17 protein-coding genes are annotated in these 16387 nt (G+C 65.7%); 8 read left to right on the forward strand and 9 right to left on the reverse strand.

Going from position 1 to position 16387, the window contains the following annotated elements; all coding sequences use genetic code 11:
* Window positions 1–24: 24 nt before the first annotated feature.
* The 3 genes from earP to B0W80_RS09010 all read left to right on the forward strand — a co-directional run bounded on the left by earP (window position 25) and on the right by B0W80_RS09010 (window position 2802).
* Complete coding sequence (gene earP, locus B0W80_RS09000) at window positions 25–1095, forward strand: elongation factor P maturation arginine rhamnosyltransferase EarP (RefSeq protein ID WP_076998783.1); 1071 nt, start codon at window positions 25–27, stop codon at window positions 1093–1095.
* A 138-nt stretch (window positions 1096–1233) separates the two neighbouring features.
* Window positions 1234–1788: an elongation factor P gene (gene efp, locus B0W80_RS09005; RefSeq protein WP_076998784.1), complete on the forward strand. Its 555-nt coding sequence runs from the start codon at window positions 1234–1236 to the stop codon at window positions 1786–1788.
* A gap of 147 nt (window positions 1789–1935) precedes the next feature.
* A complete protein-coding gene (locus tag B0W80_RS09010; protein ID WP_076998785.1) occupies window positions 1936–2802 on the forward strand; it encodes a TIGR00730 family Rossman fold protein in 867 nt (288 codons plus the stop codon).
* Here B0W80_RS09010 and B0W80_RS09015 read toward each other — a convergent pair.
* The 5 genes from B0W80_RS09015 to pncB are packed head-to-tail and all read right to left on the reverse strand — an operon-like array spanning window position 2790 to window position 8958.
* Window positions 2790–3923, reverse strand: a complete 1134-nt coding sequence (locus tag B0W80_RS09015) for an MFS transporter (RefSeq protein WP_373038454.1) — start codon at window positions 3921–3923, stop codon at window positions 2790–2792. The genes B0W80_RS09010 and B0W80_RS09015 overlap by 13 nt on opposite strands.
* A gap of 50 nt (window positions 3924–3973) precedes the next feature.
* Window positions 3974–5323, reverse strand: a complete 1350-nt coding sequence (locus B0W80_RS09020) for a DNA recombination protein RmuC (protein WP_076998787.1) — start codon at window positions 5321–5323, stop codon at window positions 3974–3976.
* Between the two features lie 6 nt (window positions 5324–5329).
* The gene (locus tag B0W80_RS09025) at window positions 5330–6316 is read right to left on the reverse strand and encodes a D-glycerate dehydrogenase (protein WP_076998788.1); all 987 of its coding nucleotides are present in this window, start codon (window positions 6314–6316) and stop codon (window positions 5330–5332) included.
* 3 nt (window positions 6317–6319) lie between these two features.
* Complete coding sequence (locus B0W80_RS09030; RefSeq protein ID WP_076998789.1) at window positions 6320–7747, reverse strand: sodium:proton antiporter; 1428 nt, start codon at window positions 7745–7747, stop codon at window positions 6320–6322.
* Complete coding sequence (pncB, locus tag B0W80_RS09035; protein ID WP_076998790.1) at window positions 7747–8958, reverse strand: nicotinate phosphoribosyltransferase; 1212 nt, start codon at window positions 8956–8958, stop codon at window positions 7747–7749. The genes B0W80_RS09030 and pncB overlap by 1 nt, the downstream gene beginning before the upstream one ends.
* Window positions 8959–9153: 195 nt before the next feature.
* Here pncB and B0W80_RS09040 point away from each other — a divergent pair, with 195 nt between their 5' ends.
* Window positions 9154–9387, forward strand: a complete 234-nt coding sequence (locus tag B0W80_RS09040; RefSeq protein ID WP_076998791.1) for a CsbD family protein — start codon at window positions 9154–9156, stop codon at window positions 9385–9387.
* Between the two features lie 33 nt (window positions 9388–9420).
* The gene (locus B0W80_RS09045) at window positions 9421–9828 is read left to right on the forward strand and encodes a hypothetical protein (RefSeq protein ID WP_076998792.1); all 408 of its coding nucleotides are present in this window, start codon (window positions 9421–9423) and stop codon (window positions 9826–9828) included.
* A gap of 58 nt (window positions 9829–9886) precedes the next feature.
* Here the strand turns inward: B0W80_RS09045 and B0W80_RS09050 are convergent, their stop codons facing one another.
* Together B0W80_RS09050 and B0W80_RS09055 are read right to left on the reverse strand one after the other, a co-directional pair.
* On the reverse strand, window positions 9887–10336 hold the full coding sequence (locus B0W80_RS09050) for a thioesterase family protein (RefSeq protein ID WP_076998793.1): 450 nt from the start codon (window positions 10334–10336) through the stop codon (window positions 9887–9889).
* Window positions 10333–11274, reverse strand: a complete 942-nt coding sequence (locus B0W80_RS09055) for a histone deacetylase (RefSeq protein WP_179106862.1) — start codon at window positions 11272–11274, stop codon at window positions 10333–10335. Before B0W80_RS09055 ends, B0W80_RS09050 begins: the two co-directional genes overlap by 4 nt.
* 178 nt (window positions 11275–11452) lie before the next feature.
* Between B0W80_RS09055 and B0W80_RS09060 the strand changes: the two genes are divergently transcribed.
* Both B0W80_RS09060 and B0W80_RS09065 read left to right on the forward strand, forming a co-directional pair.
* Window positions 11453–12013: a phasin family protein gene (locus B0W80_RS09060; protein WP_076998795.1), complete on the forward strand. Its 561-nt coding sequence runs from the start codon at window positions 11453–11455 to the stop codon at window positions 12011–12013.
* 146 nt (window positions 12014–12159) lie between these two features.
* The gene (locus tag B0W80_RS09065) at window positions 12160–12918 is read left to right on the forward strand and encodes a 3-hydroxyacyl-CoA dehydrogenase (RefSeq protein ID WP_076998796.1); all 759 of its coding nucleotides are present in this window, start codon (window positions 12160–12162) and stop codon (window positions 12916–12918) included.
* Between the two features lie 38 nt (window positions 12919–12956).
* Here the strand turns inward: B0W80_RS09065 and B0W80_RS09070 are convergent, their stop codons facing one another.
* The gene (locus B0W80_RS09070; RefSeq protein ID WP_076998797.1) at window positions 12957–13862 is read right to left on the reverse strand and encodes a YihY/virulence factor BrkB family protein; all 906 of its coding nucleotides are present in this window, start codon (window positions 13860–13862) and stop codon (window positions 12957–12959) included.
* Window positions 13863–13943: 81 nt separating this feature from the next.
* On the opposite strand from B0W80_RS09070, the gene dnaG reads away from it, so the two are divergent.
* Window positions 13944–15830, forward strand: a complete 1887-nt coding sequence (gene dnaG / locus B0W80_RS09075; protein ID WP_076998798.1) for a DNA primase — start codon at window positions 13944–13946, stop codon at window positions 15828–15830.
* Window positions 15831–16088: 258 nt separating this feature from the next.
* Here the strand turns inward: dnaG and B0W80_RS35390 are convergent.
* On the reverse strand, window positions 16089–16387 hold a 299-nt coding region (locus tag B0W80_RS35390; RefSeq protein WP_179106863.1), incomplete at its 5' end, for a hypothetical protein.

The following is a 16387-nucleotide window of genomic DNA, read 5'->3' on the forward strand; positions in this document are numbered from 1 at the left end:
CGTCGGGCTGTAGAGTACCCCGCGATGCGCTGGGACATTTTCTGCAAGGTCATCGACAACCACGGCGACGCCGGCGTGTGCTGGCGTCTGGCGCGCGGTCTGGCGACGGCGGGCGACGCAGTGCGGCTGTGGATCGACGACCCTTCGATGCTGGACTGGATGGCGCCCGCCGGCCACCCGAGCGTTCGCGTCGTCGACTGGACGCCGGCTTTGGCACGGAGGGAAGCGTCCGACGGTGCACCGCCGGACGTGCTGATCGAAGCCTTCGGCTGCCATCCCGCGCCCGAGCTGATCGAGCGCTTCGTGCAGCCGGCGCCGGCCGGTGCGCCCCGTCGCGTCTGGCTCAACCTGGAATACCTGTCGGCCGAACCCTATGTGGAGCGCCTGCATGGACTGCCCTCTCCCGTCTTGCAGGGACCGGGCGCCGGACTGACCAAGTATTTCTTTTATCCCGGCTTCACCGATGCGACGGGGGGACTGTTGCGCGAGCCCGACCTGATGGCGCGCCGCGCCGGCTTCGAACGCGCCGCCTGGCTGGCCCGGCAAGGCATTCCATGGCGCGGAGAACGCCTGGTCTGCCTCTTCTGCTACGAACCCGCCGCACTCGATGCCCTGCTGGCCCGCTTCGAGCAGGCAGGCACGCCCACGCGGCTGCTGGTGACGGCGGGCCGCGCCACGCGCGCGCTGCCGCAGGGTCCGGCACAGCGCGGATCGCTGTCCATCACCTGGCTGCCTTATCTGCCCCAGGACGAGTTCGATCACCTGCTGTGGGCCTGCGACCTGAATTTCGTCCGGGGCGAGGATTCGCTGGTGCGCGCGATCTGGGCCGGCGCGCCTTTCGTGTGGCAGATCTACCCCCAGGACGACGATGCCCACCACGAGAAGCTCGAGGCTTTCCTCGACTGGCTGGACGCGCCATCCGAACTGCGTCGCATGCATCACTTGTGGAACGGCATGGCCGATGGTGATCTACCCCCGCTCGACGCCCAGGCGCTCGCGCCGTGCGGAAGCGCGGTGACCGCGGCGCGCGAACGCCTGCTCGCCGAAGACAGCCTTGTGACTCGCTTGCGGCAGTTCGTGGCCCAAAAAAGCTAGAATTGCGGGCTTTGCGGATTCGGGCCGGGTCTTTTTGGAACGCGCGCCACGCCATCCGCTGAACCCGCCGCGGTGAACGTATCGAGGGCCTTTCGCCTTGCAGATGCGCCGAGCGGCCCACATCCAGAGACCCTGACTATGAAAATCGCTCAAGAAATCCGCGCCGGCAACGTGATCATGCATGGCAAAGACCCGATGGTGGTCCTCAAGACCGAATACAGCCGCGGCGGCCGCAACTCCGCCACCGTACGCATGAAGCTCAAGAGCCTGATCGCCAACTTCAACACCGAAGTGGTCTTCAAGGCCGACGACAAGATGGAGCAGATCGTGCTCGAGAAGAAGGAGTGCACCTACTCCTACTTCGCCGACCCCATGTACGTCTGCATGGACGGCGAGTACAACCAGTACGAGGTCGAGGCCGAGAACATGGGCGACGCGCTCAACTACCTCGAAGACAACATGCCCGTCGAAGTGGTGTTCTACGACGGCAAGGCGATCTCGGTAGAGCTGCCCACCAGCGTCGAGCGCGAAATCACCTGGACCGAGCCGGCCGTCAAGGGCGACACCTCGGGCAAGGTTCTGAAGCCCGCCAAGATCGCCACGGGCTTCGAAGTTCCCGTGCCACTCTTCGTGTCGCAGGGCGACCGCATCGAAATCGACACCCGCACGGGTGAATACCGCAAGCGCGTCTGAGCGGCGAACCCGCTCCGCAGCATCTGCCAAGAGGCTCCTTCGGGAGCCTTTTTTGCGTACGCTGCGGCCTGACGCATCGATGCGTTCAGTCAGCGGGCGCGAATCCTGCAGCGCGCACAATCCGATACCCGTTTTCCCAGTTCGACCATGCCCAACCAGACACACGACCTCCACAACAAGCGCCTGGCCGACGCCTGGGCCACCCTGCAAGCACACGCCGACAAGGGCCTGCCGCTGCATGCAGACCCCTCGCGCCTGGCCTTCGCCGACCCCGAGTTCCTGCTGCGGCGCGAAACGCGCGGCCTGCGCATGCAGCTGGAGCTGATGAAGCCCGACCTGGAAATGCGCGCGCATGGCATCGAGAACACGGTGGTCGTGTTCGGCAGCGCACGATTTCGCAGCGAGGAAGAATCCGGCGCCCTGATCGCCCAGGCCGATGCCGCCGGCGACACGGTCGCTGCCGCGCGCTGGCGCCGGCTGGCCCGCAACTCGCACTACTACGAGAAAGCCCGCGCCTTCGGCAAGCTGGTCGCTCAATACAGCGACGACAAGGAGCCGCAGGACAAGCTCTTCGTCTGCACCGGCGGCGGCCCCGGCATCATGCAGGCCGCGAACCGTGGCGCCTACGAAGGCGGCGGCATTTCGGTCGGGCTGGCGATCGCGCTGCCGATGGAGGAAGAAGCCAACCCGTACGTCACACCGGCGTTGAGCTTCAAATTCCACTACTTCGCCATCCGCAAGATGCATTTCATGATGCGGGCGAAAGCGCTGGTCGCCTTCCCCGGCGGCATGGGCACGCTGGACGAGTTGTTCGAGGTCATCACGCTGGTGCAGACCCGCAAGGCGAAGCCGGTGCCGATCGTGCTGTTCGGCTCCGACTATTGGCGTCAGCTGATCAATTTCGACTTTCTGGCAGAAGAAGGCGTGATCTCGCCCGAAGATGTCAGGCTGGTCGAGTACGTCGACGCGCCCCAGGACGCATGGGACGCGATCAAGCGCTTCTACAAGCTGTGATCCGCCGGGGGCGGCGGCACCCGCAGCCCCCAGATGGCCCGCGAGCCCACCGCCACCACACCGCCGAAGAGCCAGAAGACGCCCGCGATTCCAATCAGCGCGCCGATCGAGCCGAACAGCATCGGCATCACGACGCTCGAGGCATTGATGGTCATCAGGCGCAGCCCCAGCGCCTCGCCATGCCGCGCATGGGGGGTGATCTGGTGGAGCATGCTCATCACCATGGGCTGTACCGCGCCGAGCGCGAAGCCCAGCACCACCGAACAGACCGCCATCGTCGACGCCGAGGTGAGCAGCGGGTAAACCGCGAACACCAGCGCCGTGACCACGGCCGACGTGGCGATCACGCTGCGCTCGGACGCGCGCGCCGCCACCAGCGGCAGCATGACGCGGATCGCCGCAGCGGCGATCGCGAAGGCGCCGAGGATCGCGCCGATCACCGACGCGCCGATGCCACGCTCGTGGCCCAGGATCGGCAGCACGAAAGCATGCACGTCCCAGCTGGAGGACTGCAGCCAGTTGACGAACAGCAGGCGGCGGAACATGGGTTCGCGCAGCAGATCCCAGGCGCGCGGCCGAATGCCATCCGCCGGCGGGGGCACGCGTGGAAGCTCGCGCGTGGGACGCGCGAAGAGCCACCCGCCCAGCGGCAGCAGCGCCAGCGTGACGAAGGCGATGCGGAAACCTGCCATGTCGGCCGGCGAGCGCCCCGCATGGTCGATGAGCAAGCCGGCCACGAATGGACCGAGAAAGTTCGCGCCGGCGGGCGCGATGGCGAGCCAGCTGAAGACCTGCTTCAGCTGTACCGGGTTGGTCGCCGCCCGCCCGACGTGCCGCTGCAGCGCGATGACGGCCGCACCGGTGGCACCGCCAGTCAGCAGAGCCGACAGGCACAGCACCGGAAAGGTCGGCAGCACGGCCGCCACGCCCGCGCCTGCCGACGCTGCCACCACGGCCAGCACGAGCGGCCGCTTCAGCCCATGCCGGTCGGCGAACCGCCCGGCCGGCAGCGCCAGGAAGACCTGGGTCAACGCGAACAATGCGATCAGGATGCCGACCGACGCCGCGCTATGCCCCTGCTGCAGCGCCAGCAACGGCGCGCCGAGACGCATGCCCGCCATGGCCGCATGCAGGCAGATCTGGGCCGCGATGAGGCGAAGCAGTTCAGCTGTCACGGAACGAGGTCGCCCTCGTCGGAGGTGGGCAGCAAGGCCTGCGACTGCGCCTCCGGCAGCGCTTCGACCTTGCGCAACGCCAGGCGCATCTGCTTGGCGCGGGTGTCGGCCTTGTCGAGCGTGTCGGAGGCCTTGGCCACCTGCTCCTTGATACGCGCCACCCACTCGCCGTAGCGCTCGAATTCCGTCTTGACCGCGCCCAGCACCTTCCACACCTCGGACGCCTGCTGCTCCAGGGCCAGCGTGCGAAAGCCCATGTGCAGGCTGTTGAGCATGGCCAGCAGCGTGGTCGGCCCTGCCAGTGTCACCCGGTGCTGGCGCTGGATCGCGTCCATCAGGCCCGGGCGGCGCAGGACCTCGGCGTACAGGCTTTCGACTGGCAAGAACAGGATCGCGAAATCGGTGGTGTGCGGCGCGGCAAGGTAGTTCTCGGCGATCGACTTGGCCTCGGTGCGGATGCGCGCTTCGAGCGCGCGCGCGGCCAACTCGGCGGCACCGGCATCGGCACGCTCATGCGCGTCGAGCAGGCGCTCGTAGTCGTCGCGCGGAAACTTGGCGTCGATCGGCAGCCAGACCGGCGCGCCCTCGCTGCCGCGCCCCGGAAAGCGGATCGCGAAGTCCACCCTCTGCCCGCTGCGCGGCTTGGTCTCGACCTGGCGGGCGTACTGTTCTGCCGTCAGCACCTGCTCGAGCAGGGCTTCGAGCTGCACTTCGCCGAAGACGCCGCGCGTCTTCACGTTGGTCAGCACGCGCTGAAGGTTGCCGACGCCGACCGCCAGCGTCTGCATCTCGCCCAGGCCCTTGTGCACCTGCTCCAGCCGGTCGGCCACCTGCTTGAAGCTCTCACCCAGCCGGGCTTCGAGCGTGCTCTGCAGTTTTTCGTCGACCGTCTGGCGCATCTCGTCGAGCTTGGCCGTGTTGCTCTGCTGCAGTTGCGCAAGCTGCGCCTCCATGGTCGAACGCACCTCGGCCAACCGGCGCGCATTCGATTCCGACAGGCCCTGCAGCTGCGTGTTGAGTGTGTCGGCCAACGTCTTCTGCAGCAGGGTCAGCTGCTGTGCGAAGGCGTCGATCTGGGCGTTCTGCGTGCGCGTGGCCTCCGCGCCCTGCTGCACGAGTGCCTGTTGGAAGGTGGCGAAGGCCTGCGCGGTTTCCTGCCGGGCGCCGCGGGCGGATTCGCCGATCTCTCGCCGCAGTTCGCGCTCGATGCGCTCGTTGGCCGCGCCCAGCGTGGCGACCAGCGCCGTCTGGTCGGGGGCGGCCGGCTTGCGCAGCAGCAGCCAGAGCAGCAGCAAGAGGTTGAGGACCGCCAGGCCTCCCAGGATCCAGGTTTCCGGCAAGGGCATGACCGACTACTTGCCTCCCAGCACCGCAGGGTTGAGGGGCGTGAGCGGCTTGCCGTGCACGAGGAAGCCGATCAGGTTGTCCGCCGCCAGGTCGGCCATGGCGCGCCGGGTCGGGATGGTGGCGCTCGCGATGTGCGGCGTGAGCACGACGTTCGGCACGGTCAGCAGGTCCGGATGCACCTTGGGCTCGCCCTCGAACACGTCGAGCCCGGCTGCTGCGATGCGCTTGTCGCGAAGCGCCGCGGCCAATGCCACGTCATCGACGATGCCGCCGCGCGCGATGTTCACCAGCGTGGCCGTGGGTTTCATCATCGCCAGCTCCGGTGCACCGATGGTGTGGTGCGAAGCCGCCGAGTAAGGCACCACCAGCACCACGTGATCGGCGGTCTTCAGCAGCTCTTCCTTGCCGACATAGGCTGCCTTGCATTCGGCCTCGAGCGCGGCGTCGAGGCGCGAGCGATTGTGATAGACCACTTTCATGCCGAAGCCATGTGCGCCACGCTTGGCGATGCCCTGCCCGATGCGGCCCATGCCGATGATGCCGAGCGTGCTGCCGTGCACCTCGGCCCCGGCGAACATGTCGTAGCTCCACTTCTGCCATTTGCCGGCACGCAGGAAATGCTCGCTCTCGGTGATGCGGCGCGCGGTCGCCATCAGCAGGGCGAAGCCGAAGTCGGCGGTGGTTTCGGTCAGCACGTCGGGCGCGTTGGTGGCCAGCACGCCCTTGGCGGTCATCGCGTCGACGTCGAAGTTGTTGTAGCCCACGGCCATGTTCGCGCAGATCTTGAGCTCGGGGCAGGCAGCGAGCACCTCGGCGTCGATGCGCTCGCTGCCGGTCGTGAAAGCGCCCTGCTTGTCCTTGAGCTTGTCGATCAGCTCTGCCTTGCTCCAGCCGCGGTCGTCCTGGTTGGTTTCGACGTCGAAGTGGGCTTGCAGGCGCGCGATGGTTTCAGGAAAGACCGAACGGGCGACGAGGATTCTGGGTTTGCTCATGGTTCAGCGGAAGAAGATGAAGGTGCAAAGGACGAACAGCGGCAACAGGATGGCACCCGACCACATCATGTAGCCGAAGAAGCTCGGCATGCGCACGCCCCGGCTTTCAGCGATGGCCTTGACCATCAGGTTGGGCGCATTGCCGATGTAGGTGTTAGCCCCCATGAACACCGCGCCCGCCGAGATGGCGGCCAGCGTGGCGGCGTGCGGCCCCATGAGCGCCTGCGCGTTTCCGCCCGCGGTGTTGAAGAAGACCAGGTAGGTGGGTGCATTGTCCAGGAAGGAACTCAGCACGCCGGTGGCCCAGAAGTACATCGCGGGGTCGGGCTGGCCGTCCGGCCGGGTCACGGCAGAGACGATCGCGCCGAACGGACCCTGGGCGCCGGCCTTGAGCATCGCGATCACCGGAATGATGGTGAGAAAGATGCCGGCGAAGAGCTTGGCCACCTCCGCCATCGGCGCCCAGCCGAACTGGTTGTCGGCATGCACCTGTGGCGCTGTGATCTTCAACGACAGCAGAGTGATGGCGATCAGGCCGATGTCTCGCACGATGCCCGGCAAGCCAAGCTCGGTGCCGAAGGCGTCGAAGCGCACGGGGGATTTCCACACCCCGCTCATCAGCACCAGGCCGACGACGCCGCCCAGCAGCCAGAAGTTGACGGCGCCCTCGAATCGAATGCCGCGCGTGTCGGGCGTTGGATCGACCGGCAGCCCACCCTCCTTGCGGTAGTACCACCGGTCGAGCCCGTGGAACAGCGCCAGGAGCGCGCCGGTGATGAACAGCGTCTCTGGGAAGATGTGGCGAGCCGTCCAGAAGAACTCCACGCCCTTCAGGAAGCCCAGGAACAAGGGCGGGTCGCCCAGCGGCGTGAGCGACCCGCCCACATTCGACACGATGAAAATGAAGAAGACGACCACGTGCACCCGATGCCGCCGGTTGTCGTTGGCACGGATCAGCGGTCGGATCAGCAGCATCGACGCGCCGGTCGTTCCCATCAGGCTGGCCAGGACCGCGCCGATCGCGAGGATCGCCGTGTTGAGCCCCGGCGTGCCGCGCAGGTTGCCGCGGATGTGAATGCCCCCGGCCACCACGAAGAGCGCCGTCAGCAGCACGATGAAGGGGATGTACTCGGCCAGCAGCGCGTGCACGAGATGCACGCCGGCCGACCCGATGCCGTAAAACGCCGCGAACGGAAGAAGGAACGCGAGCGCCCAACCTGCCGACACCTTGCCGTAGTGGTGATGCCAAAACGACGGCGCGAGCAGGGGCAGCAGCGCAATGGACAGCAGGATGCCGGCGAAGGGCAAGCCCCAGAAGGGCGACAACGCGCCGCCATCGATGTCGGCGGCGACGGCCGCGGCGGGAGCCATCGCCGACAAGGCGGCAGCCAGCAAGCGCAAGGGACGCGCGAGGTGGGTCGGCAGGCGCATCACGCGGGCTGCGCGATTTCGAAGACCTGGCGCAGGTAGGCGAGGTAGCGCTCGTCGTCGCACATGTTCTTGGCCGGCGTGTCGGACAGCTTGGCGACCGGTTGGTCGTTGCACCGCACCATCTTGATCACGATCTGCAGCGGCTCGTAGCCCAGGTCGTTGGTGAGGTTGGTGCCGATGCCGAAGGCCAGCTGGCAGCGTCCGCGGAACTGGAGGTAGAGCTCGATCGTTCGTGGCACCGTCAGGCTGTCGCTGAAGATCAGCGTCTTGGTCTGGGGGTCGACGCGGTTGGCGGCGTAATGGGCCAGCATGCGCTCGCCCCATTGAAACGGGTCGCCGCTGTCGTGGCGGGCGCCGTCGAAGAGCTTGCAGAAATAGAGATCGAAATCGCGCAGGAAGGCGCTCATGCCATAGACGTCGGACAGCGCGATGCCCAGGTCGCCGCGGTACTCGCGCGCCCACGATTCGAAGCCGAAGATCTGGCTGTCGCGAAGTCGCGGGCCCAGCGCCTGGCAGGCCTGCAGGTATTCATGCGCCATGGTGCCCAACGGGATCAGGCCGAGCTTCATCGCATAGAGCACGTTGCTGGTGCCGGCCAGCTGCGGCGGCTTGTCGACCGCGCGCTGCGGCGGCGACGTCACCGGCCCCAGGCGTGTGGCGAGCGTGCGCAGCACTTCCTCGTGCCAGTCCTTGGAGAAGCGGCGGCGGGTGCCGTAGTCGGCGATCTTCAGCTCTCGCAAACCATCGGCCTGCAACTGGCCCACCTTGGCCTCGAGGCGCTTGCGTCCTTCGGCGAGGTCGGGCCGCTTCTGGGTATTGCGGAAGTAGACCTCGTTGACGATGGCCAGCACCGGGATCTCGAACAGGATGGTGTGCAGCCAGGGGCCTTCGATGCGGATGTCGAGCTCGCCATTGGGCAGCGGCGTGATGTCGATGTACTTCTCGTTGAGCCGGAACAGCCCGAGGAAGTCGACGAAGTCGCTCTTGATGAAACGCATCGAGCGCAGATAGCTCAGCTCGGCGTCCTTGAACTGCAGCGAGCAGAGGTGGCGCACCTCCTCGCGGATCTGCGCGGCGAACTGCGCGAGGTCGATGCCGCCGTTACGGCACTTGAACCGGTACTCCACGCGCGCCCCCGGAAAGTGATGCAGCACCACCTGCATCATCGTGAACTTGTAGAGGTCGGTGTCGAGCAGGCTGTGAATGATCATGATGGAGCGGCGCGCGAGCGAGATTGTCCGGGTTCTGCGTGCGCTCGATTATCACGGGGTGCGTCGGCGTGTGCCTACGGTCCATTCCCTGGGCGTCCTACCGGTCTTCCGATGTAGCAAAGCCAGAGTGTCCTCACGTCGTTTCATAAGGACGAAGCGGCGACAAATCCATCATCTGACAAGGAGATCGGTCCCATGAACAAGGACACCATCGAAGGCAACTGGAAGCAGCTCAAGGGCAAGGTCAAGGAGCAATGGGGCAAGCTGACCGACGACGACTTCGACGTCATCGCCGGCAAGCGCGATCAACTGCTCGGCCGCATCCAGGAGCGCCATGGCATCAGCCGCGACGAAGCCGAAAAGCAGGTCACGGATTGGGAATCACGCGATGGCCGCACGCCGGCAGCGCTGTGGATGGAAAAGTACTGAATCACTACAACTCAAAACCAAAGGACACTCATCATGAAAAAACATCTGCTCATGCTCGCCCTGGCGTCGACCTGCTTCGTTGCCACTCACGCGAGCGCTATGACCAGCGCCGAGCACAAGGCCGCGAAGGACAAGATCGAGGCCGACTACAAGATGGACAAGGCGAAATGCGATCCGATGAAGGACAACGCCAAGGACATCTGCGAGAAGGAAGCCAAGGGCAAGGAAAACGTCGCCAAGGCCCAACTCGAACAGACGTACAAGCCTAGCGACAGCAATGCTCGCAAGGTCGAAGAGCAAAAGGTAAAGGCCACTTATGACGTCGCCAAGGAACGCTGCGACGACCAGAAGGGTGATGCCAAGAGTGCTTGCGAGAAGCAAGCCAAGGCGGACGAGAGCAAGGGCATGGCCGATGTGAAGGCCATGTACGCGAAGAAGTAATGCGGCTTGGGGTTCGCCCCTCGACGTGAATTGACAAAGGCGCCCGCGGGCGCCTTTTTCACGTGTGAGACACGTGGCGCAGGTCGGCTACGACGCCCTGCAGCGCCGCCGGCAGCTTGACCGGCCGCTGGTTTGTCCGGTCGACATAGACGTGGACGAAGTGCCCCTGCGCTGCGGCGGATTCGGCCCCCTCGGCGAACAACCCGATCTCGTAGCGCACGCTGGAGCTGCCGGCGTGCGCCACCCGGATGCCCGCCTCCACCGTTTGAGGAAAGGCCAGAGGCGCGAAGTAGTTGCACTGCGTTTCGACCACGAAGCCGATGGTGTCGCCGCCGTGGATGTCGAGCGCGCCGCGCTCGATGAGCAGCGCGTTGACCGCGGTGTCGAACCAGCTGTAATAGACGACGTTGTTGACGTGGCCGTACAAGTCGTTGTCGGCCCAACGGGTCGGGATGCTGCGGAAGACGCGAAAGGCGCTGCGGAGGTGCGGGGTGGGTTTGGTGCTCATGTGATCGTCCGGGCGGCGGCATTCTGCCACCGCTTCCAATACTCGAATGCCACGCGAAAAGTACCCAGTTGCACCTGCACAGTTTCGGAGATGTCGCTGGCATAACCACCCGCCATCGCGAACGCGAGCGGAAGACGGCGCTGCCAGGCGAAGTCGAAGACGCGGCGGTCGCGGGCTTCCAAGCCATCGAAGCTCAGCTTGAGGCGCCCCAACCTGTCGCGCTCGAATGGGTCTGCGCCTGCAAGATAGATCACCAGGCCCGGCGAGAAGCGCCTGTCGAGTTCGTCCAGAGCATGTTCGAGCGCGGCCAGGTAATCGGCATCGCCGCAGCCGTCGGGCAGTTCGACGTCGAGATCGCTGGTCTCCTTGCGGAACGGAAAGTTCTTCTGCCCGTGGATCGACAGCGTGAACACACTGACATCTCGCTGAAAGATGCTGGCGGTACCGTTGCCCTGGTGCACGTCGAGGTCGATCACCGCCACCTGCAGCGGGATGCGACCGAGCCGGCCATGCTCCGCCTGCATCAGCCGCGCCGCCACGGCAGCATCGTTGAACACGCAAAAGCCCCCGCCCTTGTCGGCGCTGGCATGGTGGGTGCCGCCGGCCATGTTGGCAGACACGCCCTCCGACATGGCAGCGCGACAGGCGGCGATGGTCGCACCCGTCGAGCGGCGCGAGCGCTCGACCATGGCTTCGCTCCAGGGAAAGCCGATCTCCCGCATCGCGCGCGCATCGATGCTGCCGTCGCTCACGGCCGCGATCCATGCGGGTGAATGCGCCAGGGCGAGTTCGCCATCGCTGGCGCGGGGTGCTTCGTACACCCGGATGTCGGGCAGTCGCTGCTCCAGTCGCTCGCGCAGCATGGCGTAGCGCTCCATCGGAAAACGGTGACCTGGCGGCAGGGGCAGAACGAAATGGCCCGAATAAAACGCACGCATAAGCAACATTCTCGGGGCCGTTTTAGGCCTGCGTTTCTAAATTGCTGCAGAGCAACAAAAATGACTTGGAGAGTGCCATGAGCCTCCCTATACTTCGACCCATGCTGCGCCGCAACAAAAGTGAAGAGGAGCAGCTCAACGTGAATCAATCCCCCTCATTTCAAACTGGAGCTTCCACATGGCACTGACCGCTGACCAAATCATCGCTTCCCACAAGGCTAACGTCGAAACGCTATTCGGCCTCACCACCAAGGCCTTCGAAGGCGTCGAGAAGCTGGTCGAGCTGAACGTGACGGCCTCCAAGGCTGCCCTGACCGAAGCCGCCGGCACCGCCCAAGCCCTGCTGAGCGTCAAGGACGCGCAAGAACTGCTGGCTCTGCAAGCCGGCCTGTTCCAACCCCTGGCCGAGAAGACCGCTGCCTACAGCCGTCACCTCTACGAAATCGCCCAAGGCACGGGCACCGAGTTCACCAAGGCTTTCGAAGTCAAGGCCGCTGAAGCCCAGCAAGCCTTCGTCGGCCTGGTCGACAGCGCTGCCAAGAACGCACCCGCCGGCTCGGAAACCGCTGTCGCCGTGATGAAGAGCGCCGTGGCTGCCGCCAACAACGCTTTCGAATCGGTCCAGAAGGCCGTCAAGCAAGCTAGCGACGTTGCCGAAGCCAACTTCCAAGCCGTTTCGACCACGGCCGTGAACGCTGCCAAGAGCACCGCTCAAACCGCTGCCCGCAAGCGCGCTTAATCATCACAAGCCCGCCTCGCGCGGGCAACGATTGTCTCCTTGGGTCCTTCGGGATCCAATTCAGGGCCCTGTCTTCGGACGGGGCTTTTTTTTTGCGCTCTATGATCGCCGGACCAATGGATTCGATTCATCGAGGAGCAAAGCACATGCAGATAGACGGCAATGTTTTCATCGTCACCGGGGGCGCTTCGGGCCTGGGCGAAGGCACGGCGCGCATGCTGGCCGCCAACGGCGGCAAGGTGGTGATCGCCGATATGCAGGCGGACAAGGGCGAGGCGGTCGCCAAAGACATCGGCGGCGTCTTCGTCAAATGCGACGTGAGCCAGGAGGCCGACGGCCAAGCCGCCGTCGCTGCGGCTTTGAAACTGGGCAAGCTGGTCGGCCTGGTCAACTGCGCCGGCGTCGCGCCGGCCGAGAAGACGGTGGGCAAGAATGGGCCGCACGCGCTCGCCGTCTTCAGCAAGACCGTCACCGTCAACCTGGTCGGCAGCTTCAACATGATTCGCCTGGCGGCCGACGCCATGGCGAAAAACGACCCCGAGGCTACCGGTGAACGCGGCGTGCTGATCTCTACCGCCTCCGTCGCGGCCTACGATGGCCAGATCGGCCAGGCCGCCTACAGCGCTTCCAAGGGCGGCGTGGTCGGCATGACGCTCCCGATCGCGCGCGACCTGGCCCGCAGCGGCATCCGCAACATGACGATCGCGCCCGGCATCTTCGGCACGCCGATGCTGTTCGGCATGCCTCAGGAAGTGCAGGACGCCCTGGCCGCCAGCGTGCCCTTCCCGTCCCGTCTCGGCACCCCTGATGACTACGCAAAGCTGGCAAAACACATCATCGAGAACGACATGTTGAACGGCGAGGTGATCCGGCTCGACGGCGCGATTCGCCTCGCGCCGCGCTAGTCACATCGCTCACGGGCCGCAGGCCCGAGGCCGCAAGCTCATCGGTGGATTTCTGCGTCCTCGACCGCCGCCATGGAGCCGGTGCGCTCCAGGCGCTCGAACTGCGCGATCACCTGGGCGCCGAACAGCACCAGGGTCGCAGCGATCTCCAGGCTCAGCAGAACGACGATCGCGGTGGTGAGCGAGCCGTAGACCACGTTGACCTGTGACAGGGTGGTGAAGTACCAGACCAACACGCGGCGCGTCACCTCCCAAAGCAGCGCGGCCGTTACCCCGCCCAGCAGCGCATGGCGCAGGCGCAGGCGGCCGACCGGCATGACCAGGTAGAGCGAGGTCAGCATGAAGATCTCGCCGCCCAGGCCCAGCAGGTACAGCAGTACACCCGAAACGCCCGAGAGCGACCAGCTGTAGCCGAACACCTCCACGCTCTCCTGCCCGATCACCTGCAGCGCGCCCGACACCACGGTGACGAGCAGCAGCCCGACGCACAGGCACAGGATGTACAGATAGGGCATCACGGCCGAGACGAGGAAGTGCCGTGAATGATCGGCCCGGCGGTGATGAAAGATCACGGCCATGGCGCCCTCGAGCACGGTGAAGGCCAGCGAGCTGAAGAAGATCATCGTCACCAGCAGCACGGGCCCCAGTACATCCCGGTGGTCGAGGAAGTTCGACAGCTCCGTCACGACGGCGCCCGACTGCCCAGGCAACAGCCAGGCCAGGTAGCGGCCGATGGCGCGCAGCAGCGAGTCCTGATCGATCACGTGCGACAGCGCGATCACGCTCACGATCGTGAGCGGCACGATGGACAGCAGCGCGTAGTAGGCCACGGCACCGGCCAGCAACAGCCCCTGGTTGGCCTTGAAGCTCTTGAGCGTCTCCCAGAAGAAGCGCATGGGATGGCGCAACAGCGGAACGGCGTCGGAAAAGGCTTGGCGGAGCATGCGGCGGAGTGGTTCCGGTGAGTATGCCCAAGTGCGGCGCTCGGCGGGCTTGCTTGCGTATGATTTGGCGCTCCCCGCCCCATGACCATCCCCGCTTCTTTCATCCAGGAATTGATCGCCCGCGCCGACGTGGTCGAGATCGTCGGGCGCTACGTCCAATTGAAGAAGGGCGGCGCCAACTTCATGGGCTTGTGCCCTTTCCATGGCGAGAAGTCGCCTTCTTTCTCGGTCAGCCCGACCAAACAGTTTTATCACTGCTTCGGCTGCGGGGCGCACGGCAACGCCATCGGCTTTCTGATGGAGCATGCCGGCATGGGCTTCGTCGAAGCAGTGCACGACCTGGCCGGCCAGTACGGCCTGCAGGTGCCCGAGGACGACGCCTCGCCGGAAGAGCGGGCCCGCGCCGCCGGGCAGCGGCAGAAGCAGGCCACGCTGTCGGAGGTGCTCGAGAAGGCGGGCGAGGCCTATCGCAAGCAGTTGCGGCAGTCCAAGACGGCGGTCGACTACCTCAAGGGCCGCGGACTGTCGGGCGAGATCGCCCGCCGCTTCGGCATCGGCTATGCGCCTCCGGGCTGGCGCACGCTGGCCAGCGTGTTCCCCGAATATGACGATCCGTTGCTGGCCGAGAGCGGCCTTGTGATTGCCGGCGAAACCGAGGAGAACGGCGAAGGCAAACGCTACGACCGCTTCCGCGACCGGGTCATGTTCCCGATCCGCAACGTCAAGGGCGAATGCATCGGCTTCGGCGGGCGGGTGCTCGGCGACGAGAAGCCCAAGTACCTGAACTCGCCCGAGACCCCGGTCTTCAGCAAGGGCCGCGAGCTGTACGGCCTGTACGAGGCCCGCGCTGCCTTTCGCGAACGCGGCTACGCGCTGGTCACCGAGGGTTACATGGACGTGGTCGCACTGGCGCAGTTGGGTTTCCCCAACGCCGTCGCCACCCTCGGCACGGCCTGCACCACGGAGCACGTGCAGAAGCTTTTCCGGTTCACCGAATCGGTGGTGTTCAGCTTCGACGGCGACGCCGCCGGACGGCGCGCCGCGCGCAAGGCGCTGGATGGCGCCCTGCCCTATGCCACGGACGTGCGCAGCGTCAAGTTCCTGTTCCTACCGGCGGAACACGATCCCGACAGCTTCATCCGCGAGTTCGGCGCCGAAGCCTTCGCGCGTTTCGTCGGCGAGGCCACGCCGCTGAGCCGATTCATGATCGAGGCCGCGCGCGAGGGCTGCGACCTGGGCTCGGCCGAAGGCCGCGCCCACATGGCCAGCAACGCCCGGCCGCTGTGGACGGCGATGCCGGAGGGCGCGCTCAAGAAGCAACTGCTCAGCGAATTCGCCGAGATGGTCCAGTTGAGCGGCCCCGAGCTGGCCGAACTCTGGCAGCCGTCCGCCGGCGCCCGGCCGTCCGGCCCTGGGCCGCGCGAGCGTCGGGATGGAGGCGCCCGCGCACAGGAAGGCCGCGCCTTCCCCGCACGCGGCGGTGCCCGGCGCCCACCGGCGGCACGCGGCCGCAGCCTTCCGCCTGGCAGGGCCGACGTGGCCGCGCGCCTGCTGCTGTCGAACATGGCCGAATGGGAGGCGCTGTCGCACGAGCTGCACGCGCTTCTGTGCGAGCTGCCAGGCGAACACGGCCAGCTCTTCGTATGGCTCGACAGCCAGTTCCACGAGCACGGCGTGCTCCCGTGGGCGGCCCTGCGCGAGGGTCTGCGGGGCCAGGACTTCGAGGCACTGGCGCTACGCGCGATGACCGGCCCGGACGGCGGCCCCATCGCCGACCCGGAAGGCGAAGCCGTGGCCGAGACCGCCCGCGAACTTCGCAGCGTGCTCGATTTCATGCTGGACGAGCAGCTCAAGGCGCAGCAAAGCGAGGCGATTGCTGCCGTGGGGAGCGATCCGCACGCGCTGGAGCGCTACAAGGCACTGGAAATTCGTCGCCTCGAATTGCGCGCGCGCCTTCGCCCGCAATGAATTCGAGATGAAATTACCCAAGAAACTTGCTTGAAAAACAAGCAACGCGCTATAATTATGGGCTTCGTCTTTTTGGCGAAGCTGAGGCAAGTGCGACAGCAGCACCTCCGGGCCGACCCGATGCGCAATGCAGTTTCCGACGAGTCCATGTCGGAATACGGGTCAATATCCGCAAGGACTGCACACCAAATGTTCGCCCGACATCTTGCCTCTTGAAGCGTTCGAGGACTGGCTCCCTGGCCCCTCGTCGCCTGCTTGTTATGTGCCCCCCGCTTGCGCCGGAGTATTGGCGCTGTGATTCCGTTGGTTCATTTGTTGCAGAGGTCTTATGCCCAGTTCAAAGAAGCCTGCCGTATCCACCACCAAGAAGCCGGCAGCAGACAAACCGTTGAAAGCTGCGGCCTTGCCGGCAACTAAGACGAGTGCCGCCGCGTCCAAGGCGACAGCCGCAACGAAAGTGAAAACCGTGCCCACCAAAACGCCCCCCACCGCCGAAACCAAGAAGACCGCTGCAGCCGCGATCGCCGACGCGCCCGCCACCACCACCCGCAAGGTCG

Source organism: Variovorax sp. KK3 (assembly GCF_001984055.1).
GTDB lineage: Bacteria > Pseudomonadota > Gammaproteobacteria > Burkholderiales > Burkholderiaceae_C > Variovorax.

Bases quoted from the DNA above. Each gene is read 5' to 3' on its own strand.
- B0W80_RS09010 (WP_076998785.1), top strand. From the start codon at position 1,936: ATGCCCAACCAGACACACGACCTCCACAACAAGCGCCTGGCCGACGCC.
- B0W80_RS09020 (WP_076998787.1), bottom strand. From the start codon at position 5,323: ATGCCCTTGCCGGAAACCTGGATCCTGGGAGGCCTGGCGGTCCTCAAC.
- B0W80_RS09045 (WP_076998792.1), top strand. From the start codon at position 9,421: ATGAAAAAACATCTGCTCATGCTCGCCCTGGCGTCGACCTGCTTCGTT.
- B0W80_RS09030 (WP_076998789.1), bottom strand. From the start codon at position 7,747: ATGCGCCTGCCGACCCACCTCGCGCGTCCCTTGCGCTTGCTGGCTGCC.
- B0W80_RS09065 (WP_076998796.1), top strand. From the start codon at position 12,160: ATGCAGATAGACGGCAATGTTTTCATCGTCACCGGGGGCGCTTCGGGC.
- B0W80_RS09060 (WP_076998795.1), top strand. From the start codon at position 11,453: ATGGCACTGACCGCTGACCAAATCATCGCTTCCCACAAGGCTAACGTC.
- B0W80_RS09040 (WP_076998791.1), top strand. From the start codon at position 9,154: ATGAACAAGGACACCATCGAAGGCAACTGGAAGCAGCTCAAGGGCAAG.
- B0W80_RS09015 (WP_373038454.1), bottom strand. From the start codon at position 3,923: ATGGCGGGCATGCGTCTCGGCGCGCCGTTGCTGGCGCTGCAGCAGGGG.
- pncB (WP_076998790.1), bottom strand. From the start codon at position 8,958: ATGATCATTCACAGCCTGCTCGACACCGACCTCTACAAGTTCACGATG.
- earP (WP_076998783.1), top strand. From the start codon at position 25: ATGCGCTGGGACATTTTCTGCAAGGTCATCGACAACCACGGCGACGCC.
- B0W80_RS09025 (WP_076998788.1), bottom strand. From the start codon at position 6,316: ATGAGCAAACCCAGAATCCTCGTCGCCCGTTCGGTCTTTCCTGAAACC.
- efp (WP_076998784.1), top strand. From the start codon at position 1,234: ATGAAAATCGCTCAAGAAATCCGCGCCGGCAACGTGATCATGCATGGC.
- B0W80_RS09070 (WP_076998797.1), bottom strand. From the start codon at position 13,862: ATGCTCCGCCAAGCCTTTTCCGACGCCGTTCCGCTGTTGCGCCATCCC.
- B0W80_RS09050 (WP_076998793.1), bottom strand. From the start codon at position 10,336: ATGAGCACCAAACCCACCCCGCACCTCCGCAGCGCCTTTCGCGTCTTC.
- B0W80_RS09055 (WP_179106862.1), bottom strand. From the start codon at position 11,274: ATGCGTGCGTTTTATTCGGGCCATTTCGTTCTGCCCCTGCCGCCAGGT.
- dnaG (WP_076998798.1), top strand. From the start codon at position 13,944: ATGACCATCCCCGCTTCTTTCATCCAGGAATTGATCGCCCGCGCCGAC.